Source organism: Runella sp. CRIBMP, from assembly GCF_009905605.1.
Classification (GTDB): Bacteria; Bacteroidota; Bacteroidia; order Cytophagales; family Spirosomataceae; genus Runella.
This window is the reverse complement of record NZ_JAAAKZ010000022.1, coordinates 39,040-60,292: the sequence shown is the minus strand read 5'-3', so window position 1 is coordinate 60,292 and position 21,253 is coordinate 39,040. Positions and strand designations below refer to the sequence as shown.

The 21,253-nt window shown below is 41.9% G+C and carries 20 protein-coding genes and 2 pseudogenes; 12 read left to right on the top strand and 10 right to left on the bottom strand.

The annotated features are described in order from the left end of the window. Positions 1 to 33 precede the first annotated feature (33 nt). Positions 34 to 225: a cytochrome P450 gene (locus GVN20_RS30200; protein ID WP_166561342.1), complete on the top strand. Its 192-nt coding sequence runs from the start codon at positions 34 to 36 to the stop codon at positions 223 to 225. A gap of 249 nt (positions 226 to 474) precedes the next feature. Here the strand turns inward: GVN20_RS30200 and GVN20_RS27040 are convergent, their stop codons facing one another. Further along, positions 475 to 2,649 (bottom strand): catalase, encoded by a 2,175-nt coding sequence (locus tag GVN20_RS27040; RefSeq protein ID WP_166561341.1) that lies wholly within the window; start codon positions 2,647 to 2,649, stop codon positions 475 to 477. A gap of 622 nt (positions 2,650 to 3,271) precedes the next feature. Here GVN20_RS27040 and GVN20_RS30195 point away from each other — a divergent pair. After that, a pseudogene (locus tag GVN20_RS30195) lies at positions 3,272 to 3,337 on the top strand (KTSC domain-containing protein); the annotation flags it as partial. Between the two features lie 186 nt (positions 3,338 to 3,523). Here the strand turns inward: GVN20_RS30195 and GVN20_RS27030 are convergent. From GVN20_RS27030 to GVN20_RS27015, 4 genes are all read right to left on the bottom strand, one after another. Further along, positions 3,524 to 5,701, bottom strand: coding sequence for a family 1 glycosylhydrolase (locus GVN20_RS27030; RefSeq protein ID WP_166561340.1), 2,178 nt, complete (start codon positions 5,699 to 5,701; stop codon positions 3,524 to 3,526). Then, a complete protein-coding gene (locus GVN20_RS27025; RefSeq protein ID WP_166561339.1) occupies positions 5,698 to 6,915 on the bottom strand; it encodes a glycosyltransferase in 1,218 nt (405 codons plus the stop codon). The genes GVN20_RS27030 and GVN20_RS27025 overlap by 4 nt, the downstream gene beginning before the upstream one ends. An 830-nt stretch (positions 6,916 to 7,745) precedes the next feature. Further along, a complete protein-coding gene (locus GVN20_RS27020) occupies positions 7,746 to 8,009 on the bottom strand; it encodes a Dna2/Cas4 domain-containing protein (RefSeq protein WP_310586856.1) in 264 nt (87 codons plus the stop codon). Then, positions 7,955 to 9,115 (bottom strand): ATP-binding protein, encoded by a 1,161-nt coding sequence (locus GVN20_RS27015; RefSeq protein ID WP_166561338.1) that lies wholly within the window; start codon positions 9,113 to 9,115, stop codon positions 7,955 to 7,957. The genes GVN20_RS27020 and GVN20_RS27015 overlap by 55 nt, the downstream gene beginning before the upstream one ends. A 172-nt stretch (positions 9,116 to 9,287) precedes the next feature. Here GVN20_RS27015 and GVN20_RS27010 point away from each other — a divergent pair, with 172 nt between their 5' ends. Together GVN20_RS27010 and GVN20_RS27005 are read left to right on the top strand one after the other, a co-directional pair. After that, on the top strand, positions 9,288 to 9,545 hold the full coding sequence (locus GVN20_RS27010) for a hypothetical protein (protein ID WP_166561337.1): 258 nt from the start codon (positions 9,288 to 9,290) through the stop codon (positions 9,543 to 9,545). After that, on the top strand, positions 9,545 to 9,850 hold the full coding sequence (locus GVN20_RS27005) for a hypothetical protein (protein ID WP_166561336.1): 306 nt from the start codon (positions 9,545 to 9,547) through the stop codon (positions 9,848 to 9,850). The genes GVN20_RS27010 and GVN20_RS27005 overlap by 1 nt, the downstream gene beginning before the upstream one ends. Before the next feature lie 316 nt (positions 9,851 to 10,166). Here the strand turns inward: GVN20_RS27005 and ubiG are convergent, their stop codons facing one another. Then, the gene (ubiG, locus tag GVN20_RS27000; RefSeq protein WP_166561335.1) at positions 10,167 to 10,979 is read right to left on the bottom strand and encodes a bifunctional 2-polyprenyl-6-hydroxyphenol methylase/3-demethylubiquinol 3-O-methyltransferase UbiG; all 813 of its coding nucleotides are present in this window, start codon (positions 10,977 to 10,979) and stop codon (positions 10,167 to 10,169) included. Between the two features lie 61 nt (positions 10,980 to 11,040). After that, positions 11,041 to 11,625, bottom strand: coding sequence for a Crp/Fnr family transcriptional regulator (locus GVN20_RS26995; protein ID WP_166561334.1), 585 nt, complete (start codon positions 11,623 to 11,625; stop codon positions 11,041 to 11,043). Positions 11,626 to 12,163: 538 nt separating this feature from the next. Between GVN20_RS26995 and GVN20_RS26990 the strand changes: the two are divergent. From GVN20_RS26990 to GVN20_RS26965, 6 genes and pseudogenes are all read left to right on the top strand, one after another. Further along, positions 12,164 to 12,621 (top strand): annotated as a pseudogene (locus GVN20_RS26990) (recombinase family protein). A gap of 347 nt (positions 12,622 to 12,968) precedes the next feature. Further along, positions 12,969 to 14,519, top strand: coding sequence for an SBBP repeat-containing protein (locus GVN20_RS26985; RefSeq protein WP_166561333.1), 1,551 nt, complete (start codon positions 12,969 to 12,971; stop codon positions 14,517 to 14,519). Between the two features lie 139 nt (positions 14,520 to 14,658). Continuing rightward, positions 14,659 to 15,411: a hypothetical protein gene (locus tag GVN20_RS26980; protein ID WP_166561332.1), complete on the top strand. Its 753-nt coding sequence runs from the start codon at positions 14,659 to 14,661 to the stop codon at positions 15,409 to 15,411. Positions 15,412 to 15,738: 327 nt separating this feature from the next. Continuing rightward, on the top strand, positions 15,739 to 16,158 hold the full coding sequence (locus GVN20_RS26975) for a DUF4345 domain-containing protein (protein ID WP_166561331.1): 420 nt from the start codon (positions 15,739 to 15,741) through the stop codon (positions 16,156 to 16,158). A 44-nt stretch (positions 16,159 to 16,202) separates the two neighbouring features. Further along, positions 16,203 to 16,469, top strand: coding sequence for a hypothetical protein (locus GVN20_RS26970; RefSeq protein WP_166561330.1), 267 nt, complete (start codon positions 16,203 to 16,205; stop codon positions 16,467 to 16,469). Between the two features lie 33 nt (positions 16,470 to 16,502). Beyond that, the gene (locus tag GVN20_RS26965; protein ID WP_166561329.1) at positions 16,503 to 16,691 is read left to right on the top strand and encodes a hypothetical protein; all 189 of its coding nucleotides are present in this window, start codon (positions 16,503 to 16,505) and stop codon (positions 16,689 to 16,691) included. A 261-nt stretch (positions 16,692 to 16,952) separates the two neighbouring features. Here GVN20_RS26965 and GVN20_RS26960 read toward each other — a convergent pair whose 3' ends face one another. After that, on the bottom strand, positions 16,953 to 17,099 hold the full coding sequence (locus GVN20_RS26960; protein WP_166561328.1) for a hypothetical protein: 147 nt from the start codon (positions 17,097 to 17,099) through the stop codon (positions 16,953 to 16,955). Positions 17,100 to 17,337: 238 nt separating this feature from the next. Between GVN20_RS26960 and GVN20_RS26955 the strand changes: the two genes are divergently transcribed. Next, positions 17,338 to 17,916 (top strand): collagen-like protein, encoded by a 579-nt coding sequence (locus GVN20_RS26955; protein ID WP_229599198.1) that lies wholly within the window; start codon positions 17,338 to 17,340, stop codon positions 17,914 to 17,916. 451 nt (positions 17,917 to 18,367) lie between these two features. Continuing rightward, positions 18,368 to 19,459: a TlpA disulfide reductase family protein gene (locus GVN20_RS26950; RefSeq protein WP_166561326.1), complete on the top strand. Its 1,092-nt coding sequence runs from the start codon at positions 18,368 to 18,370 to the stop codon at positions 19,457 to 19,459. A 183-nt stretch (positions 19,460 to 19,642) separates the two neighbouring features. Here GVN20_RS26950 and GVN20_RS26945 read toward each other — a convergent pair whose 3' ends face one another. Both GVN20_RS26945 and GVN20_RS26940 read right to left on the bottom strand, forming a co-directional pair. After that, on the bottom strand, positions 19,643 to 19,918 hold the full coding sequence (locus GVN20_RS26945; protein ID WP_166561325.1) for a DUF4198 domain-containing protein: 276 nt from the start codon (positions 19,916 to 19,918) through the stop codon (positions 19,643 to 19,645). A gap of 207 nt (positions 19,919 to 20,125) precedes the next feature. After that, positions 20,126 to 21,196 (bottom strand): class I fructose-bisphosphate aldolase, encoded by a 1,071-nt coding sequence (locus tag GVN20_RS26940; RefSeq protein WP_166561324.1) that lies wholly within the window; start codon positions 21,194 to 21,196, stop codon positions 20,126 to 20,128. Between the last annotated feature and the right edge of the window lie 57 nt (positions 21,197 to 21,253).

Genomic DNA, 21,253 nt, shown 5'->3' with positions numbered 1-21,253 from the left:
GTTGAATTAGTATAACTTCAAGAGAATACGTCATTGATTAACGCTGCAATTGAAGAGATACTTCGATTTGACACCTATGTCCCATTTACTTTCCGTATTACAACTAAGCCTCTATGGGTGGATCAGTACCAGATTCCGGCTGGGCAACTGCTGGCTTTAGGGTTATCAGCCGCAAACCACGACGAAACCATTTTTTCAGAGCCAGAAAAGTATGACATTAGTTGAGCTGAAAACCGACATATTTGGTGTGCGTATGGTCCACATTTTTGTTTGGGGGCTATTTTGGCCCGTCTAGAGTAAGCATAGCTATACAATCGCTGATTCAGCGATTGTATAATCTACAGCTTCAATCGACCAAAGACTATGCTATTCGTAGCGAGAGCTTTATGTTCAAAGGCTTTCATAGGTTACCTGTCCTATTGAAGTAAGGAGCCTATTGGGCTGATTGACACATCGTATTGGAAAGCAACTTTTTTAGGCAGGAACTTTATTCTTCTTTTCCCGTTGCCAGAAGCGATGCTGGGAAATAGCTTCTATAAAATCATCGGCCAATGCTTCGCTTGTTTCATTGATTAACACTCCTTCAAGTACCTGAGACGTTTGGTGTGGATTCTCAGGAATCTTACTGCCAAAATAGGTACCCCTCAACACTTGAAGCGCCGACGCGTCTGCCGCAATGGCTTTACAATGTTTAAAGGCTTCATTTAGAAAATGAATAGCATCAGCTTCCGCTTCCAAGCTGACAACACTGTTGGCGCCACCCGGGACATACACAGCATCATAAAGTACCGAAGCGCTTGTCAAGAAACTTTTATCGACTTTGATTTCTTTATTATTTTCTGAGATGATATAGCCCAGTTTCGGGGCAATTACCTCTACTACCGCTCCCTGAGCCAATAAGGCGTCCTTCATGATTTTGAGGGCTTTTTCATCTACTCCTTCCGCGGCTAAAATAGCTACTTTACGGGTGAGGATAGAATTTTTCAGGGTGGAGACCATACTTAACGCCTCAGATTTTTCTAACGTAGATTTAACAATCATGGGTTGATAGCTATCGACATCTGCATCGGCCGGGTAGCTATGATTTAACGGGCTATCTAAGTTTGAAGGAATCGATAAGCCTAAATTGTAAGCTATTTTAGCGGCTAGGCCCTTGTCTACATACCACAGCATTTTAAGCATTCTCTTCCGAATCGCTTCTGTTTCCACTTTCCCTAATTCGAAGCTAAGGGCATCCACAATGTGATTTTGTTCGTGCTCTGACTGACTATTAAAAAAAAGCGTTGCTTGACTGAAATGGTCAAAGAAGCTTGGACTGCGCTCTCGAACCTTATGGGCCTCAATTCGCTCATTATAGCTATTAAACCCTCCTTGACTCATTTTGGATTGAAAAGGACACCCTCCGCCAAGTGTATTTGGCTCATAACTGATTTTACCTTGATTGATGGTTTGTCGCATATGACCATCACGCTGGTTATTATGCACAGGAGCTAATGAACGATTGATAGGAATTTCATGAAAATTAGGGCTTCCTAAGCGGGAAAGTTGAGTATCTGTATATGAAAATAACCGTCCCTGCAATAATGGGTCATTGGTAAAATCAATGCCTGGTACGATGTGTCCAGGATGAAATGCTACCTGCTCGGTTTCGGCAAAAAAGTTATTTGGATTCCGATTTAAAACCAATTTGCCGATTCGTTGGACGGGCACCAGTTCTTCTGGTATAAGTTTGGTTGGGTCCAATAAATCAAATTCAAATGAATGTTCTTCTTCTTCAGATACAATCTGAATACCCAATTCCCATTCAGGAAAGTTGCCGCTGTCGATGGCTTCCCACAAATCGCGACGATGAAAATCGGGGTCTTTACCCGAAATTTTCTGCGCTTCATCCCAACAGACCGAATGAACGCCCAAGAGGGGCTTCCAGTGAAATTTGACAAAATGAGATTCTCCAGCCGCGTTAATAAAACGAAAGGTATGTACTCCAAATCCTTCCATCATGCGTAGACTACGGGGGATGGCGCGGTCGCTCATCACCCACATAATCATGTGCATACTTTCGGGCATTAATGAGATAAAATCCCAAAAAGTATCATGTGCCGAAGCCGCCTGAGGCATTTCATGATGCGGCTCAGGTTTTACTGCGTGAACCAAATCTGGGAATTTTATGGCGTCCTGAATAAAAAAAACAGGCATATTATTACCAACCAAGTCATAAATTCCTTCTTCAGTATAAAACTTGACAGCAAAGCCTCTAACGTCTCTGGCCAAGTCAGTAGACCCACGTGAACCCGCTACGGTTGAAAATCGCACAAATACGGGCGTTTTTATTTCAGAATCCTGTAAAAAAGCGGCTTTAGTGTACTTTTCCATTGATTCATAGACCTGAAAATAGCCATGAGCCCCTTCTCCTCGCGCATGTACGACTCGTTCGGGAATGCGCTCATGGTCAAAATGAGTGATTTTTTCCCGTAAAATAAAATCCTCCAGCAATGACGGTCCTCGAGCTCCTGCTTTGAGTGAATTTTGATTGTCGTTGATTTTTACCCCTTGGTTAGTGGTTAAGAATTGGTCTTGCCCGTTTTCGATATTTTTTGAAAGATCAACCTGCTTTTCTGTCAGGGGTTTATTATTTTTAGGTGTATTCATGGTCTTTGAAGTTAATGTTTAGAAACCTACCCTTTGAAAGTTTTTATGTGAAATATTAACAACTTGCACTATGCATTACTAATGGAAGTACTGTACTGTACACCCCCGAAAAGGATAGTTGGTATAAACTCCAAACATAAGAGCCATTCTTCCCTATCAACAAGTTTTCAGGGGCATTAACTTTTGCCTGCTTAAATCCTGAAAACACTGTTCCAGAAATCAAATTCCCACAGTTTTTTTTGCGTAAATGCTTCTACAAGCTTACATGAGAGGATTTTTACAAAAAATCAGGATCTAACAAAAAATCACGGAATAAATTCCCTGGTTAAGACTGGGGAACTGTAACCTCACTGGGCATCCAAGACCCCAAAAAATTGTAATTGTTAATAATGGAATACTTTTTTTCGTAATAAGTAGAAAATAATGTTGTCCCATGTTCCGATAACTTCATTCTTCACGCTGAGAGTGGTTAAATGATTTTTCAAAAACCCCTCATTTATCTTATATATTTTTACTTTCATTAAAACCCATCAATAAAGCAAAAGGAGAGAATTCCTTTCAAATCTTCCTCTTTGAATTCAGTAGGGCACGAAAGAACCACCTTAGAGATTGAGTTTCACGTTCCATCTACCGCTATTATAGGGTGCCTCCCCATGTCTATCAAGGACTAATAAATGCGGAATTGTAGGGGCAATTTTTCAATGATGCGGAGAAGATCCGAATTTATGGTTCCATGATATCTTCTGTCCAGATGGCTATGCGTACAACCCACGAGAAATTGCCGCTATCCGCACCGCAACGGGTAAAAGTCAGAAGAGATAAAGCCGTGAGCGAGTAAGTTTACCTTTTAGTGGTGTAAGGGTATAAGGCCATTTTATTTAAAACTCGCTTCAGCAAAATACCGATCTAAAGCATCGTCGATAACTGGAAGGAAATTCCCTTTTTCGCTACCCAAAGCATAGTAAAGCGGGCGGTAAGGTAAGGGCGTGACTCTTTTTGGTGGCAAAAGAGTTTTTTGTTGGATAACAGCGCCCTTCCGACGATTTATTTCTCGAACAAAGTCGGAACATTTCATTTCTCCCCGATTGCTCAAATGCCAAATTCCACTTTCATTATCAATTAATAAATCGAGTGCCATATTTACTAAATCTGGGGTGTAAGTAGGAGAAATAATCGTACGCTCTGAGTCAAAAAAGGAATAATGATTTTCCAAATAACTTGAACTACCCTTACCCAAATCCAGTGATTCCCAAGGGCTGAAGCAAAATCCACTGCGAATGATTAATGCTTGACAATGACCACCCACCGCCATTTCCTCAATTTCAACCATGTTTTTTCCGAAGAAGCTTTGCGGCTTCACATCATCACTCTCCAAATAGGGGCTGTTCTTGGTACCATCAAATACCAATACCGAGGATAGTGTAAGTGGCTTTATGTTGTATTTTTCACAAATAGCGATTAACTGTCTCATCTCCTTTACCTGATGCATCATGCTATTCCCAACTTTCTGCTCATTATTCATCCTTTTTGTATAATCGGTAGCATTTACAATGGCCCAAGGCTTATAGTGAAGAACAGCTTCCTCTAAGCTACTACCAACTCCATGATTCCTTAACTGATGGGTGAGCACCTGGTACTGAATTCCCCGCTGATGGCAACTCACTTCAAATGCCCGGCTCAAAGAACCATTATCCACTAATAGCAATAAGGGAGGCGAAGACACCTCCACTGGCCCGTCTATACTTCTAGCCAACGGCGGGTGAATAAATCGGCTTTCCTTTTGCCACCACCCCTTTTGTTGTAACAAGGGATGATAAAAGGGAGTGCCCGTGCTCAAGGCCTTAACATAGTGCGCCAAAGCGGTTTGCCGGGGCGCTGGCGAGCGCAAATCAAAAATACCAGATTCGTATTCACCATTAGGTTGAGTAAGCAATTTGTCCCACCCGTATGCACCTAGTAGTGACCATACGGTAAGTGCTTTTACGTTCACTTTCTCCTGATTTAATGCTATACAGATGTCCCAAACGTGTTTCAACCACCGCAGTTGTTCTTCTCGGGTACAGTGCAGATGAACCTCCGTTAATGCAATGTCGATGGGATAACGTTGATGAAGTTCTTTAAGCAATATTTTTAAACCCGAAGGTTGACCATGATTAATTCTAACTGCTTCAATGTCAGAGTAAGCTTCTTTGCCGTTACCGCCATGAAGATGAGATGGATATAAAGAAAGATTGTCGTCAAGATAGCGTTCTGAGGTAACATAGTGATTTACCCCCAATAAATCTGGAGGACAAGGGTTGTCTGAAAAAAATAAAAGCATTCTTTCGGGGATACCTAAATCAAAAAAATAACTCCACAAGGGATGATTACGATCAAAATTGCCCATTAGAAAATCATAGGTCAACCACCGCCGTTGATTTTCAAAATCGGCTTGATATTGTAACGAAGGGGTACTGTAGGTTTTGGCTAAATCTTCGGTTTGAATCAATTTTGCATCGGGGTTAATTTTCCTGATTTCTTGCATTGAAAGGACGATGCCTTTTAATTGATTCAGTAATATTTTGGCAAAGACTACATCATTTTTGGCATGGGGGTGCCAAAGTCCGTACAAACCTGCAAAACGCGCCGTCGTTAATGGCTCATTGATGGGTTTATAATGGGTAAGCCAAGGAAACTCATTAGCGACTTGTTTGGCAAAAGCACTCAGCCCTTCGGCAAAACCATCATCTAATAAATGAGTAAAAGAAGGACCACTCCCGTGATGAAGCAGTCCAACTATTGGCAATATGGAAAGAGAACGCAACTTGTTTAGTTGTGATGCTGCCCAATCCCACTGGATGGGAGATGCTAGTTGGGGTTGATAACGTTCCCAAAGTAACGGATAATGCAAGGCTTTTATACCTAAGCGAGCAAAGTGCTCAATGTCGTCTAACCGTTCATAATGTTGACTTTGGGATAATTGATCAATAAATATATCTCCTACCCGGTTATAACTACATTCCATACCAGCCCAGATATCTGGATCGAAACTTTGAATATTTTCAGAAGTCATACACTATTTTCTTTGAACATAGGCCTACCGATATCCGTCCTTATGTCAGACAAACCCTGGGCCTGCAAAATAGCCTTACGGTTTTCATTTTTTGGTGCCGTATCTTTTTTTGTTTTCAACCGATGGCGTACCAAAGCGGCCATACTTGCCCATGTAGCATCCCAAGAATTATCATGAAGAAAGGCATCTACTCTTTGCAACCAATGTTGCTTATCAGTTATTGCCAGCTCTTTTTCTGTACATTCGATAAATTCCTCTGGGGTTTCGACAATGTGCACTAAGTCATTTTTTCCGTAGGTATCCACTATATCTTTTATGGGCGTTGAAATGACTGGTTTGCCTCCCGCCAGATATTCAGGGGTTTTGGTAGGACTAATGTAACGTGTAGATTCATTGCGGGCAAATAGGCAGGTAGCCAGGTCCCAACCCGCTAAATAAAGCGGTAATTCTTCATATTTTTTGCTGCCTAAATAATGGATATTATCCTCCTGCGGCAGACTGGTTGAATCAATTTTGACAATAGGACCAATAATAATAAAATGCCATTGCGGGCGCATTTGAGCCACGTTCTTCAGCAGCTCTATGTCAAATCGTTCGTCTACAACCCCATAAAAACCGATGCGGGGATGAGGAATTAGCAATTGATCGGTAGGTTCTTTACTGTATTTTCGCGCTTGGTAGAAGTGGGCTTTGTCAATACTACTGGGAAAACAATAGACGGCTTCATGGACCTTTTTTTTAGCTTCAAAAATGCTTAACCCTCCCGTAAAAACGATATCGGCCTTCGCAAAAAGCGCTCTCTCTTTTTGTTTCAATTCGATGGGTGCAAACTTAAAGGCCGATAATTCATCCATACAATCATAGACGATAAGACGCGGCCGAAAAATGTCGCTGACGTCCAGCGCTAAGGGAGTATAGTACCAAAATAGATAATCTTTGATTGATTTTTGATAAAACAATACTGTTAATAATTTTTTTTGCCTTTCCAATATACAGGCAGTGGTAGATGATTGGAGAAATGGAGTAACAACCCAAAGATTTTTTTGAGGTGAACTAAGCTCGATTTTATCAATACCTTCGTATAAAATGGGTTCTTCAATAAAAAAAACGCGCGAATCATGCGCAAATCGACTCAACAAATGTTGCGGTCTTTGGTAGACAAAATTCCATCGCAAGTGAGAAAAACATACAATGTCTGTTAATAATTGCTCCATAATAATGCTTAATAATGGTGTGACATAATTTAATTCATAAGCTGTTAAGGCCGACAATCGGGGTAAAGTCGGGGTAAAACTGAAAATTTCATATGTTAAAATCAGCTTATCTTGGATACAATATATGTTTGTCTACAATTGTTCTTTTTGTTAGTCCTGTTAAAACTAACAACAAGTTCACCCCTAATTTTACTTTGCCCACCCATTATAACCCTCGTTTTGAGACATTTTAGGAGAATCGTATTTTACAGAGTTAGTAGCCAAAAGTTACATAAATTGTTTCTGTAGGCTTATAAAAGAACAATACCACCATTTGCTGGAATAGTTGCTGCCTATTTTTGGGACTTTCAATTCCCGATGGGGTAAGAGTACCCCATTTTTTTGCCAATTGTACATATTTAATCTTCTACTATTTCGCTGTTTGGGAACGTTGAGCAACCTGAGTTTTTGTGGCTTACTTTCGGGGGTGGGTAGTTAAAAATACGATGGATAAAACCGCTAAAAATTCACTTTGCCATAGCTAAATTGATTCAAACCGAAAACCGATTTTTAAGCCTTACACCCAGCGCCTTAACCGTTTGGAACAACAACTTTAAATAAATCTTGACAAACTGAGGCACGACCATTAGCCCGACTTTGTCATTTAATCGGTCAGCCAGTGAGTTACTCTACTCTCTTATGCATTAGCCGTAAGACACCACCATTGGCGCAGTCTATGGTTAAGTGTTTAGGGGGTGATGATTTTGCGTTCAGGAAAGGGAGTCATGATGGGGATGTGGTATCATTTTCAGTGCCCTTTCAGCAGGAATTTCAATTCCACTGAGGTACGCTTAAGAGAGTAGGTTCCAGGCATTAGAGGGGAGTTCGTAGGAAATTTCCACTTCCTGATTTTTTTCGGCGCGTTGTGGATAGCTTTCCTCGCCGATGAGCTTGCCTTCGTACACCATCTCTGACGTGTGTTCCATACGGATCGCGTGAGCGTGTAGCCACAGTTTGCGGTGACACAAAAAGTAGTAATTGACAAGGGTAGCATTAATGTTTATGTAATTTGTGGCAAAAACTGCTGTAAAAACGTTTCCAATGAAACAACCCACCCATTTTCCTGAAACGGATAGCTTTCCTTTACGCGACCAATCACAAATACCTTCTCCGCTTTTAAATCCTCCATGGCCACACGAAACCCTTTTTCAACGGTGGGGGCACTGCTTAACTTTATTTCGATAGCGGCTTTAATGTGTCCATTTTTTTCCAATACCAAATCACATTCTGTCCCTTGATGGGTACGGTAAAAATACGGTTGCAGGTCGCCCGAAAGAGCATCAATGATCTGTTCAATCACAAATCCTTCCCAGGAAGCGCCCACCTGAGGGTCTCCCAGGAGGCTCTCCACTGAATTTAAGTCCTTGAAAGCGTGTAAAATACCGCTGTCTCTCAAATAGATTTTGGGAGATTTTACCAATCTTTTTTGAATATTGACCGAATAGGGCATCAATCGTCGCACCAAAAACGCGCCTTCCATAAAATCCAAATAACGATTTACCGTCGGAGCCGTAAGCCCCATGGAGCGGGCAATACTTTCGGCGTTCCAAAGATTGGCGTGCGAACTCGCCAACATGCGCCAAAACCGCTCAATTGTCCTACTTTCCGCACTTAACCCCAACATGGCCAGGTCTTTTTCAATGTAGGTGCGGATAAAATTCTTTCGCCAAATCATACTGCTGCGGTCGGAAGGCGTCAGAAAAGCCAACGGAAACCCGCCCCGACTCCACAGTTTCATGGGTTCGCTGTTGTCCACTTCTCCCAACAGCAGCGGTGTCAACTCAATGTAGCCGATTCTTCCCGCCAGCGAATCGGCACTGCGACGTACCAACTCAGGAGAGGCCGAACCCAATAACAGAAATCGACCCGCGCGTCGGTCTCGGTCAATAAGGCCCCGCAGTTCGGCAAACAACTCGGGCATTTGCTGTATCTCGTCAAAAATCACCAGTTTATCCAAATATTGCTCCAGATACAGCGACGGGTCGGTCATTTTTTGGCGGTCGGCCGCTGTCTCCAGATCCAAATAATGAACCGATTGGTGCTTTGCCAGACTTTTGGCAAGGGTAGTTTTGCCCACCTGACGCGGCCCGACAATGCCAACGGCAGGAAAAATGGTTAAATATTCGTTTAAAAGAGGCGTAATATTTCTTAAAACTTCCATGAAAATCGAAAATTTGATTTTGGTTTTTCATGGTAAATGTACCTATTTTTTATAAAATATGTCTACACTTTTAAAAAGGAAAATCGTCTTCGCCTGGCTTATAATCTTATAATTTTGATGCAAACAAAGTACTTTACCTTGCGTGCAATCTACGTACCCGCAATTTTATATTATGAAAAAAATCAGTAAACCGCAGTTTGAAAGGCTCCAAAAAATCAATACCCGTCTCGTACCTACCGCCGAGTTGATGCGATTGTGTGAGTGTTCTGAAAAAAACCTTAAAAACGACCTTCGCTATCTGCCCGATACCTACAATGCCAAAATTCATTTTGACCGAAAGCTAAAAGGGTATCATTACCTGGACAAATTTGATTTGGATGTAAACGTTGCCCTTAGTGAACGTGAGTATAAAAATCAGGGCTTCGGTTGATGAACGTTCGACTGCATGTGGCTATCCGAAATATTACAGGGAAATCGGGCCTTGCTATTATTGAAACTATTCTGGCCAGTACCCGAGATCCCCATTATTTAGCCTCGTTAGTTGACGTACGTATGAAAAAATCCAAAGAGAAAATCGCTCAATCGCTTGACGGCTGGTGGAGACAGGAGCTGCTTTTCGAATTGCAGGCCTCCTTAGCTTTTTATAAGATTTATCAGAATGCCTTGGCAGAGTGCGACCAAGTAATTGAGCAGGCTTTACGAAGATGTATGCCTGTAGAACCAGTTGCTGTGTAATGGACCAAACTGCCTAATTTGCATCCCCCGAACATGATTGTAGTTAACATACCCCCCATCCTATCCTGTACAGCTATTTTTTATTCAGGCTCAGACACCTGTTTTTAAAAGTAATATACATTGGTTGAGTTTTTATCAGCCGTTACTAATAAAAACAAAAAGCCCGTTGTTTCATGTTTCAATGTTTCAGAGACTGGGGCTGTGAAACACTGAAACATGAAACACTTGGAACAGAAGTGCAACATTTGCATGAGCATAGTATAATTGCCGTTATTGGCTTATAAAGCAATACAGTCTGGTGTTGTTTTTGAGCTTGTCAATTTATGCTGTTTTTAATAGCAAAGCCCATGTAGCTCATACTTAAATCATTACTCTCTCTGAACCTTATCCTGCGACCCATTTCTCCATAGGTTATTTCCCCTTTTATCCGTTGGCGGCACAGAGAAATTATCTCAAACGGGTTCACTCCCGGACTCATCCCTTTCACATCTTTGGGCTGAAGTCCGTTGGATTTCATCAATGCATCAAGTTCTTTGGGTTTGATGAACATGTCATACACATGCAGGTTAGGGGGCATAAAAGCCGTCCATTTCCACTCCTGCATAATTTTAATCGCAATCAGTTTACTTTGGAAAGTCCGGTTAATGGTGTCGTAGAAAAATACTCCCCCAGGTTTAAGCACACGAGCTATTTCTGACATACACTTAGGCAGATCACGCACGTGCTCCAGCACATCACAGCAATAAACTACGTCAAATGAGTTGTCCGGGAAGGAAAGGTTTTCACCTGTGCCTGTTTGGTATTCAATGTCCAACCCGGAATAGTTGGCGTGATTTTTAGCGGTTTCGAGCGAGGCCTCTGAAGGGTCAATCCCTGTTACCTTAAAGCCTGCTGCGGCAAACTCTTCGGCCAATATTCCGCCCCCGCAGCCAATGTCCAAGGCTGTTTTATCAACTGCGCTCATTTTTAGCTGTTGGTTATATGCGTTAAGGAAATAAGGGAATCGACAGGGGTTCAAGCCCGTTTTTAAAAAGTAAAGTACGGCATTTTCCTGCCACCAGGAATCGCCTTGTGTGTTGTAAAGATGATTGTCGATCCGATTGTAGGTTTGTTCTGCTATTGCATTCATAATCAGTTGTGTTTATAATGCAAAGCTACCATCTGACCCTTCCAGAAAAGATTGATGTATGTTATGTTTTTCTGGTAAGTTTGTTTTTTAATCTGCTGTAGGATTCTGGTTCGATACCCAGATAAGAAGCAATGTATTTACCGGCGATGCGGTTGGTGATTCCGGGAAGTTTCTTCATCAGGAAGTCGAGTTTTTCTTCTGCTGTACTATATTTCTGGAGCATTAACTGTTCAATATCGGCATGATGGTTTCTTTTTTCTACCTTAGTACGCACTTCTGCCAGCGAAGGGATTTCGCTGGCCAGTTTATCCCAGTCAGCCACGCTGGCAACTTGCAGAGTACTGTCCTCCAGGGCCTGAAAGAAGAATTTGGTGGGAACCTTATTGACTCTGCTGTGAAGATCACCAACCCAATAGCCTTCAATATTGAATTCAACCACTATTTCGTTACCATTTGTATCAAGAAAAAACTTTCGAAAACATCCTTCTTCGCAATAAACCACATACTTACATATCTCTCCATGGGTATACAAATAGTCCTTTTTCTTTAATTGCCTGCAAGAAAAATGGCTTAAGACGTAAGCATACTGTTGCTCGGTCATGGGAACGAGTTCGCGTAATTTTTCTTGAAGGACGATTTTTTTCATGTTTTAGTAATTAATGGTGTGCTGACCGCTAAAAACTGGACACAGGACTATCCTTATTTTAGGTTATACTGATTTGATAAATGGGGTTATCTTTCATATCAAACCCCTTGGTTTTTAAGAAGTCAGCGGGACTTTGAAAACCGATGCCCCTGTGTATACTTTCAAAAGTATAAAAACCTCTAAAATCATTCATAATTTTTTTAATATCATTTAAATCTTTGAATTAAACACTCTGACAAACAGCACTTTCCATAATGGAATGATAAGCTTCAATATGGCTGTTTTGTTGAGGTGTTGTCTTGTCCTGTACAAACAAACGCGGGTTTGATAATACTTTTTTGCCTTAACTCCCAAACTCATAAAATCAACCCAAAACCAACCCATTTAGTAATAAAAACTTGTATAGCAATCAAAGTATAATTAATTTTTAAAATCATTGATTAAACCTATACAAATGCTGATTGGTTACGCCAGAGTGTCAACAAAAGACCAAAATTTAGAATCACCCTAGGATGACATCACTAAAGCGGGTTGCGAAATGATCTTTCAGGAAAAAGCTTCAGACATCAAAGCCGACTGGCCTGAATTGGAGAAGATGATGTCCCAACTTCGCAAAGGAGATGTGGTCTGTATCTACAATCTCGAACGTTTAGGTCGTTCTCTAAAAAATCTATTGGAACTGGTAGCGGAATTTGAGAAACGCGGAGTGGGCCTGCGCAGCCTGACCGACTCGATTGATACCACTACGCCGCAGGGGCGATTCTGGCCGAGTTGGAGAGGGACCAGATTCGGGAGCGAACCAAAGCGGGATTGGAAGCCGCTCGTGCCCGGGGGCGAAAAGGTGGACGAAGCAGCGGGCTTTCGGCCGAAGCGCAGAAAAAAGCAATGTTGGCCGAAATGTATTACAAAGAGGAAAAATTGGGCGTTGATGAAATTGCCAAAACCGTGGGTATTACCAAAATGACGTTTTATAAATATCTGCGACTTCGGGGGTAAAGATCAGTGCGTATCAAAAAGGAAAGTAAGTAAAGTAAGACGGCTGCTTTTAATCGCTGAATGCCCTGATTGAAGGCTTAGAACGGCCATGTTAATTTTATCATTTTTGCGTTTGTTATCACTGATACTTTCGATCTCAGTTCACTCATGTTGGAAAGGCCAGATCTACGTGTCTACGTGGCGGATTTACTGTAAATATATTAATTACCTTAATATATAGCATTGATAAGTCAATACTGTTATTGCTTTACTAAGCTGTCTTTTAGCTTTGCAAGAGACTGTAAAATAAGTATACTTACAGCTCTATTTGGAACTGCCACAATATTTCTCCTTATGTTATGAAAAAAATGCTGCTTCTAGCGTACCTTTTAGGAACGCTTATCGGTTTGAATGCCCAAAATGTAACCATTACTCCCAACGGCATTACACCCGCAGTTACTCACCCACGCCTTAGTTATGATGATATCTTGGCCTTGCCGAACCCGCAGGAAGGTGATATTGCTTACGATTTGACATTCAAATGTTTAAGGGTGTATACCGTTAATAAATGGCTGTGCAGTTATCAGGCGTACAGTGATAATTACAGTTCTCCCAATGCACAGGTATTTGCAGTTACGGGAGGAACCGAAGATGATTTACCGCAAGGTGTTGCCGTAGATGGCAGCGGGAATGTGTATGTGACAGGATATTTTAACAGCACCGCTAACATTGGCAATACTTCAATAACTTCTGTAGGTTTCAGTGATATTTTCTTAGCAAAGTACAACAGCAGCGGCAACTTACTTTGGGTTCAATCTGCGGGAGGAGTTTTTGGTGATCTTGGTTACGATGTTGCCATAGACGGTAGCGGAAATGTGTATATGACTGGCTCTTTTCAGGCCACGGCAACTTTTGGCAAAAATACTCCTAACCAGGCAATTATAGGTTCTTCAGGGATTAGCGATATATTTTTGGCTAAATACAACAGCAATGGAGTGTTTCAATGGGTAAGATCTGCCGGAGGGGCGGCGGCGGATTATGGTCAGGCAATTGCACTGGACGCGAATGGTAGTGTATATGTAACAGGCAATTACCAGGGTACTGCCAGTTTTAATATTACACCAAACATTACCACATTGACCTCTGCAGGGATGAGAGATATCTTTCTGGCCAAATATGACAGTAATGGCACGTTTCAATGGGTAAAATCTGCCGGAGGTGCGTCTGATGATTTTGGGATCGACATCGGCTTAGATAATAGTGGGAAAGTATACATAACGGGATATTATTCGGGTACGATCAACTTTGGTTCTATTTCTAAAACCGCTATGGGTAACACAGAAATATTTTTAACCAAATATGATCCGGTGACAGATGCTTGGGTTTGGGTACAGTCGCCCGGTGGTACAAGCTCCGACTATGCCTATTGTCTTGCCGTGGATGGCAACGGCAATGCCCATATCGCAGGCAATTATGGGGGAACGGCTGCTTTTGGTGATACGACGCTCAATTCTACTTCAGGCAATGCCTATATTGCTAAATATAACAGCAGTGGTATCTTACAATGGGTACGTTCGGCTTCAGGGTATAATCCTAAAATACCAGAAGGTATAGTATTGGATGGAAGCGGTAATGCTTATATGACGGGTTATTATTTTTATACCGCGAGCTTTGGTACCATCTCTACAACGGCTGCTGGGCAAAGTGATATTTTTGTGGCGAAGTATAATAATAATGGTATAATTCAATGGGTTAAATCGGCGGGGGGGACGAATTTTGAATATGTAAGCGGCATTGCTGCCAAAGAGAATGGGAGTTTATTTGTAATCGGTTATTATCAGGGAACTTCTTCCATCGGGACTTCCACTGTTACTTCAGCCGGCCTTAATGATGTGTTTATCATGCGAATGGATAAGTAAAGCCAATAATCGCTAAGTAGTTGTTCAAGAATAGTTTAAAGAATTAAGTTGCGCTCATGGGACATACTAATGAACCGATATTAAGCCAAGAAAAGCAGGCAGAATTAGAAAAAATGTTGAAAACAAGTGATAATCATATATGCGCAAAATTCTGTTATTTTTTCTGCTCTTAGGAGCCTGCTCCAAATCTAAAACTGACATTACACCTGAAGATTGTTTTGTTTCCTCAATATTTTCTACTTCCTCAGTGCTTTCGGGCACAGAAAGGTTTCTTTATAAATTTGATGAGCAAACGCGCATAGCATCTGTGGAGCGAGTAAATTCGTCAACCAGTACTACTTATACTTATGAAGCGTCAAAATTAGTTATTGTGGATAAATCGCCATCAGGCGCAACTAAAACATATCAATATACGATTACTAAAGACAGTCAGGGTCGAATCATTTCCATTTTTGAACCAATTTTTGGTAATCAACATGTAATTACCTACAACGCTGACGGGTATTTGTCTACTGTAGAATATCGGGTAAATGGCAAGATGTATGTTTCATCAAAGCGCATTTATAAAGATGGCAATATGGTAGAAAATACAGTTACGGATGATCAGGGTAGAGTCAATGTTTATAAATACACCTATGATTTAACTAAAAAAAATTATTCTCGAATAGCTGAATACGCTTTGGGTATTGAGCTTCCGGCATTCTCGGCAGGCAAATTTCTTTTGGGGCCAATATTAGGGGAAAGTTTAAAAAATTTACCTGTCAAAGCCCAATTGGGTTCAGAAGAAAGCCCCATGACTTACCAATTCGACAGTCGCTCTCGCCCTACACAGCTTACCATACTTATCAAGAATACTACTTTACAGTCTTTTTGGGAGTACAATTGCCCTTAGACCGTTCTCTAAAAATAATAATTTGTGTTATAAAAAACTCCAACTATGAGTATTTATAAATTAATTGGTCCGTTATTTTTGGGATGTGTGAGGTGGTCCATTTTAGACGGACAGTTCCTTGTGGCCAGCCAGCATCTTAGCGACCGTTTCTTGGCGAAAGGCTTCTTAATCAAGGCCGTTTATCCCCCTTTTACATCCATTTGAAAAAAGCTGTTGGGAAAATATAAGTAAGTTCATAAACACCATTAAGCCCTGAAATCTTGGCAAATACCAACATTTGGTGGAAAAAGGACGCTTAAATTTGCATCATAATCGTCCACTAAGACCATGCAAACACAAACGATTTTTAAACGAATTGCTCAGGGGTTTATTCTTGTATCAGCAATAGCCTTATTGTCCGTTAGCCTCATGGCTTTTTCCAATCCGCAATCAGTGATGAGTCTAGTTCAGGTAAAACTCACCAACACCGATGCCTTCAGCTCTATTCGGGGCGTTTACGGTGGTGTGGGGCTCACATTATTCATCAGCTTGCTTTACCTGATGGTACAGGATGTGCAGAAAGGGCTGCTCTTTCTAAGTTTACTGTGGGGATTTTACGCGCTCTCACGAGTCATAACTTTGTTTGTGGAAGGACCTCTGGGAGCGTTTGGTCGGCAATGGCTGATCATGGAGACCCTTTTCTTCATCATTGCTCTGACCCTATCCTGGGTAACACGGAAAGCAAGGCCATTTCCAGTTCATCCATAAAGCATCTTGATTTATTTTGAGTGCTCGCTAAGATCATCCATATCATGACTCCTCAGGGAACCATTTCCAGTGAACGTTTTCTCTTACGTTACACGATTGACGGTGAAGGGCCGCCAATGGTTGTTATTGGAAGCGCCGCCTATTATCCACGGACATTTATGGGAGATATTCGCCAACAACTTCAACTCCTCTTTATCGACCATCGTAGCTTTGCTCAGGCAACCAGCCCCCAGCCCAATACGGGCGCCATCAGCATGGACGTCCTGATTGAGAATATGGAGCCCGTTAGACAAACACTGGGTATTAAGTAGTTTACACTGGCGGGTCACTCCAGACATGCTTTTTTGACTCTTGAGTATTCCAAGCGCTACCCTCAGTATGTATCCCATCTGCTTCTGATAGAGGTAAGTCCTGACTTCAGTAACCGCACCAATCAGGCTCAATTTGATTTTTTTGAGCAAGATGCTACGCCGGAGCGAAAAGCAGCTTTACAACCGAGTTTGACTGCACTACCCGCATTGAACGCTGCCTAGCCCGAAGCTCGTTTCATCAGTTTATGTTTTTGTACAGTCCCCTAGGCTGGTATAATTACGACCGTTGATGCAACTCCGCTTTGGGAAGGAGTTACCACCAATATGACGATGATTGACTATGTATAGTGGGTACTTTTTCGAGATATTGACATTTTCCTAGGTTTAGATAAACTAACGCAGCCTGTACTTCTGGCGCTTGGACGCTACGATTACTAAACCGGAATGTCCTTCTTGTGGGAGCAAGCAAAGACCAGTTTAGTTTCAACAACTTACAGATTGCGATTTTTGAGCAGAGAGCGCATACACCCCATTGTGAAGAAGGCAGTCGGTTAAATCAATGCCTGCTGGATTGATTAGCACTTTATCCTTTTGAAAAAAAGCAGGAGGGATTTCATTAGCAGGCATCATAGCCTAATGAGCTAAAAATGAGCAGTACGCCAAGCACGGATTACCACACTTTTTTAACAGTTGATGCAGCCAATCAGGCAATTCAGGCAGCGGCATCTTTATCGCAGGCAGCTATCGGCCCAATTTTGCATCAACCAATTCATTTTCCTTAAATCAACTGACAAAATTTCATAAAATGACAACCTTTTTTAAGAATATTTTCTCCACCTCATTTATTCTGTTCGGCCTGCTGCTGAGTTTGGCCTCCTGTCAGACGAATCAGACGCCTGGCCCACAAGGCCCTAAAGGTGAAGACGGAGCACAAGGCCCCAAAGGTGACCCCGGCACGCAGGGACCCAAGGGGGAACCAGGCACTGTCAACGCTTGGAGCTATATCTATAAAAATCAGCGCTTTAGCGTCTGCTGTACTCCCGAATACAACAGTATAACAAAGACTTACACGACAACTGGGTATCTGTCACTAACGCCTGAGAAGTACGCCGAAATCGCTGACCAGGGCGTTGTGCTGGTTTATTTGCGCGATGAAATCAATAGTTGGACGCTGAGTTCGGTTCGTTATATTATACTCGGTGTTGACCCGACCGAGCCCGTCAGCGTAATCGAATCCACGGCACAAACCCTGGCCGATAAGGTCCGTATTCGGGCCATCCTGACCAGCCCACGTAATGGCAACCAGTCACTGCTGAACTACCGAGGTGATGTGAAAGTTATTTTGATTGCCCCTACCAATACCTTTGCCACGAACCTGCAGAACGCCCGCATCAATTGGAAAGACAGTCAGGCGGTTGAAGCGTATTTTCATGTTAAACCGAATTGATTAAGACGTGAAACTTTCCACGTAGTTCGGGGCGTATCCTACTGGACTTGCGACCTTTGAGAAAAACACTGCATTTTTTGAGTTTATAAGGTTTGCGTTGACTAAAAATTGTACTTTTTAATTAAAAAGAGTACCTAAACAGTTACAAAAAAGACATCGAAATTGGGACAAACTATTGACGGAAATATAAGGGAATGATATAATCTACGCCATTTATGTGGTGTTTGGTTCATGGCCGTGCGAGTGTTAATTCACGCTACGAAGAAAAAAGGCCACGATGCAGCAAAAAAGGACAGGAATTCAGGCGTTGCTTAGAGGTAGTACTGTCAACCAGGGACTGAGACATAAGAATGGCCGCTTGATAACTTTTTAACATATTTTTTAGGTAATACCTTTCAAATCAGTATTTTGGCATTTATTATTCTTCGCTAAATACTACTTACCTACAGTTATGAAAACCTATCTATACTTGTTATGCTTTTCTTTAGTCGCCTTATATGGGCAGGGACAAAAACTGACTTTTTTGAATCAAACTCCCTATCCCCTAACTGCCTATCTTGAAGTAATGTCAAGATATAAAGATTTTCAGGTTATTGATTCTTTTATTGTCAAGCCTCAATCCAATGTAGTTATTGAACGAAAAAAGCATCCTGTAAGCTTTTTTAACCTAAAAGTTAGTGGTAAACAGCAATCTCAAATTACCTTCATTTGGGACAATGAAATGAAAGTAATCCTTGACACAACGGGGAATCTGGTGAGCGCTAACAGTGCTTTGACCAACCAATGGGTAACGTTTGAGGCCCTTCAAATTAACCCTTTACGATCCCAACTGATGCAGAATACTATTGAGGCAAATAAGCGTATTCAGGCCGGAGATACCATAGGGGCAGAGGTGCAAAGATTAAAAACGGATGCGTTAGTTCGCGTTTTTAATAAAGCTTTGGACAGTCTTATTTTTTCGGGACAAACCAGCTTCATCAATTTCTATCTATTGGCGGGTAGGTGGAATGCTTGGCCAAGACAAACACTCAAGCAGCAACTTGAACGATACTCCTCTAATTGGGCAAATCATCCTTTGATGAAAGAGATAACGGATGAAATGACAAAAACAGAAAGCTTTGGTGAAGGGGTTAGAATTAAGTCCTTCAAAAAGAAAACTATCCTGAATACTGAGTTAAACCTGTCAACGATAAAATCTGAGTATATTTTGTTGGATTTTTGGGGAAGCTGGTGCGGTCCCTGTCTGAAAGCTATACCCGAATTAAAGTCACTCTACAGTAATTTTGATGAATCAAGACTTAAAATTGTCGGCATTGCGGGTGAAAATACCATCCCCAGTCAAGCAATGCGCGATATAATCGCTAAGAAAGAAATTCATTGGGATCAAATCGAAGAACTGCGCCAAGGCCATGAAACGTTAGCGCAAGCATTCAATATTACATTTTATCCAACGTATTTTTTACTTGACCGAAATTTAAAGATTATCAAAAGGGGAGATTCACGCATCCTGCCAGAGGTACAAAAAATACTTTCTGGAAAATAGTAGGCTTGTTTTCATTACTCTAAATCAAGGCTTTAACTGACAAAAATATTGTAACAACCTTGGTAAATCCAGAGATTAAAACTTATCATTACTAACTTTCTCCTGACTTGCTTAATGAAAACACATGTTTGAAACTATTCGTGAATTGAAGGAAACTTACCCCAATATAATAGGGGTAAGGTTTCAGGAACGACCCAAGTAGCTGCCCAACTCATTGGCAAGGAGTTTGCTCTTTTTGAGGAGTCTCAACGAAAGTTCACCGCCTGCTTTGGCTGAATAAGGGTTACTTAACGGCACAAACTCTACAGGATAGCCCAACGCCGCTTTGTAATCGCTGGTCAGTTTATCGCCCATCTGCCCCGTATTATAGCGCAGCACCGTTTGGCTATTTTCTTCGGTCCAGCTTGATTCAGCAGGATGGATCTTTTTACCATTGTTGAGCAGGCTCACGTCAATCATGCGGTCGCGTGCAGTGACTTTCTCGCTTTTACTGAAAGTGCCGTTATAGATGTAAACAAACGGTGTTTTGGTTGGGTGTTACTTAAAATGATTTCATCTTGAGGTACATATCATGCGATGAAAGTACGACGAGGCCAATCCTGGCAAGGGCGAATAGTGAAAGTTTTTCAATTGTGTTTAGTTTAGGTTTATATTCGTTATGGTCAACTAAGCCACTGTAATTGATTTGTCCAAATACACCTCCTGAATTAAGTTCAATAGTTCTACTCCTTCTCCCATCGAGCGTTGGAACGCTTTCCGACCGCTGATGAGCCCTGTGCCCCCAGCTCGTTTATTGATTATGGCGGTTTCGACGGCTTCCGCAAAATCATTTTGCCCTGATGCTCCCCCCGAACTGATCAAACCCGCTCGCCCCATGTAGCAGTTGGCTACTTGGTAGCGGCACAGATCAATGGGGTGTTCGGTTGTGAGTTGGTTATAAATGCGAGGGTCATTTTTGCCATAGGCCGATTCTTTGGTGTTCAAGGCCAAATAACCGCCGTTGTTTTCGGGGAGTTTTTGTTTGATGATGTCGGCTTGGATGGTTACGCCCAAATGGTTGGCCTGCCCTGTCAAATCGGCGGAGAGGTGGTAGTCTTTATCTGCTTTTTTGAAAGCAGGATTCCGAAGATAGCACCACAGGATCGTTGCCATGCCCAATTCATGGGCCATCTCAAACGCCCTGCTTACTTCCTGTATCTGCCTGCCTGATTCTTCGCTTCCAAAATAAATCGTGGCCCCTATGGCCACCGCGCCCATATTCCAACAGGATTTGATGCCAGCAAACATGATTTCGTCAAATTTGTTGGGGTAAGTCAGAAACTCATTATGGTTGATTTTTACGATAAACGGAATCTTGTGAGCATATTTTCGGGCCACCGACCCCAATACACCATACGTACTTGCTACGGCATTACAGCCCCCCTCAATCGCCAATTTGACGATATTCTCGGGATCAAAATAAAGTGGATTTGGGGCAAACGATGCCCCCGCACTGTGCTCCACACCTTGGTCAACGGGCAGAATAGAAACATAGCCTGTATTTGCTAATCGTCCGTGAGCGTAAATTGTTTGCAAATTACGCAGTACGTTGATGTTGCGGTCTGAATGAAGCCAAACTTGGTCAATGAAGTGCGGATTGGGGAGGTAAAGCTGCTCTTTTGGAATCGTTTTTGATTCGTGATTTAAAAGAAAATCGGCTTTGTCGCCCAATAAATCAATAATTTTGTGAGATGCCATTTGTTTCAGCGTTTGAATCAAATAGTAATGTTAGTGAAAATATTCCATGCCGTTTCT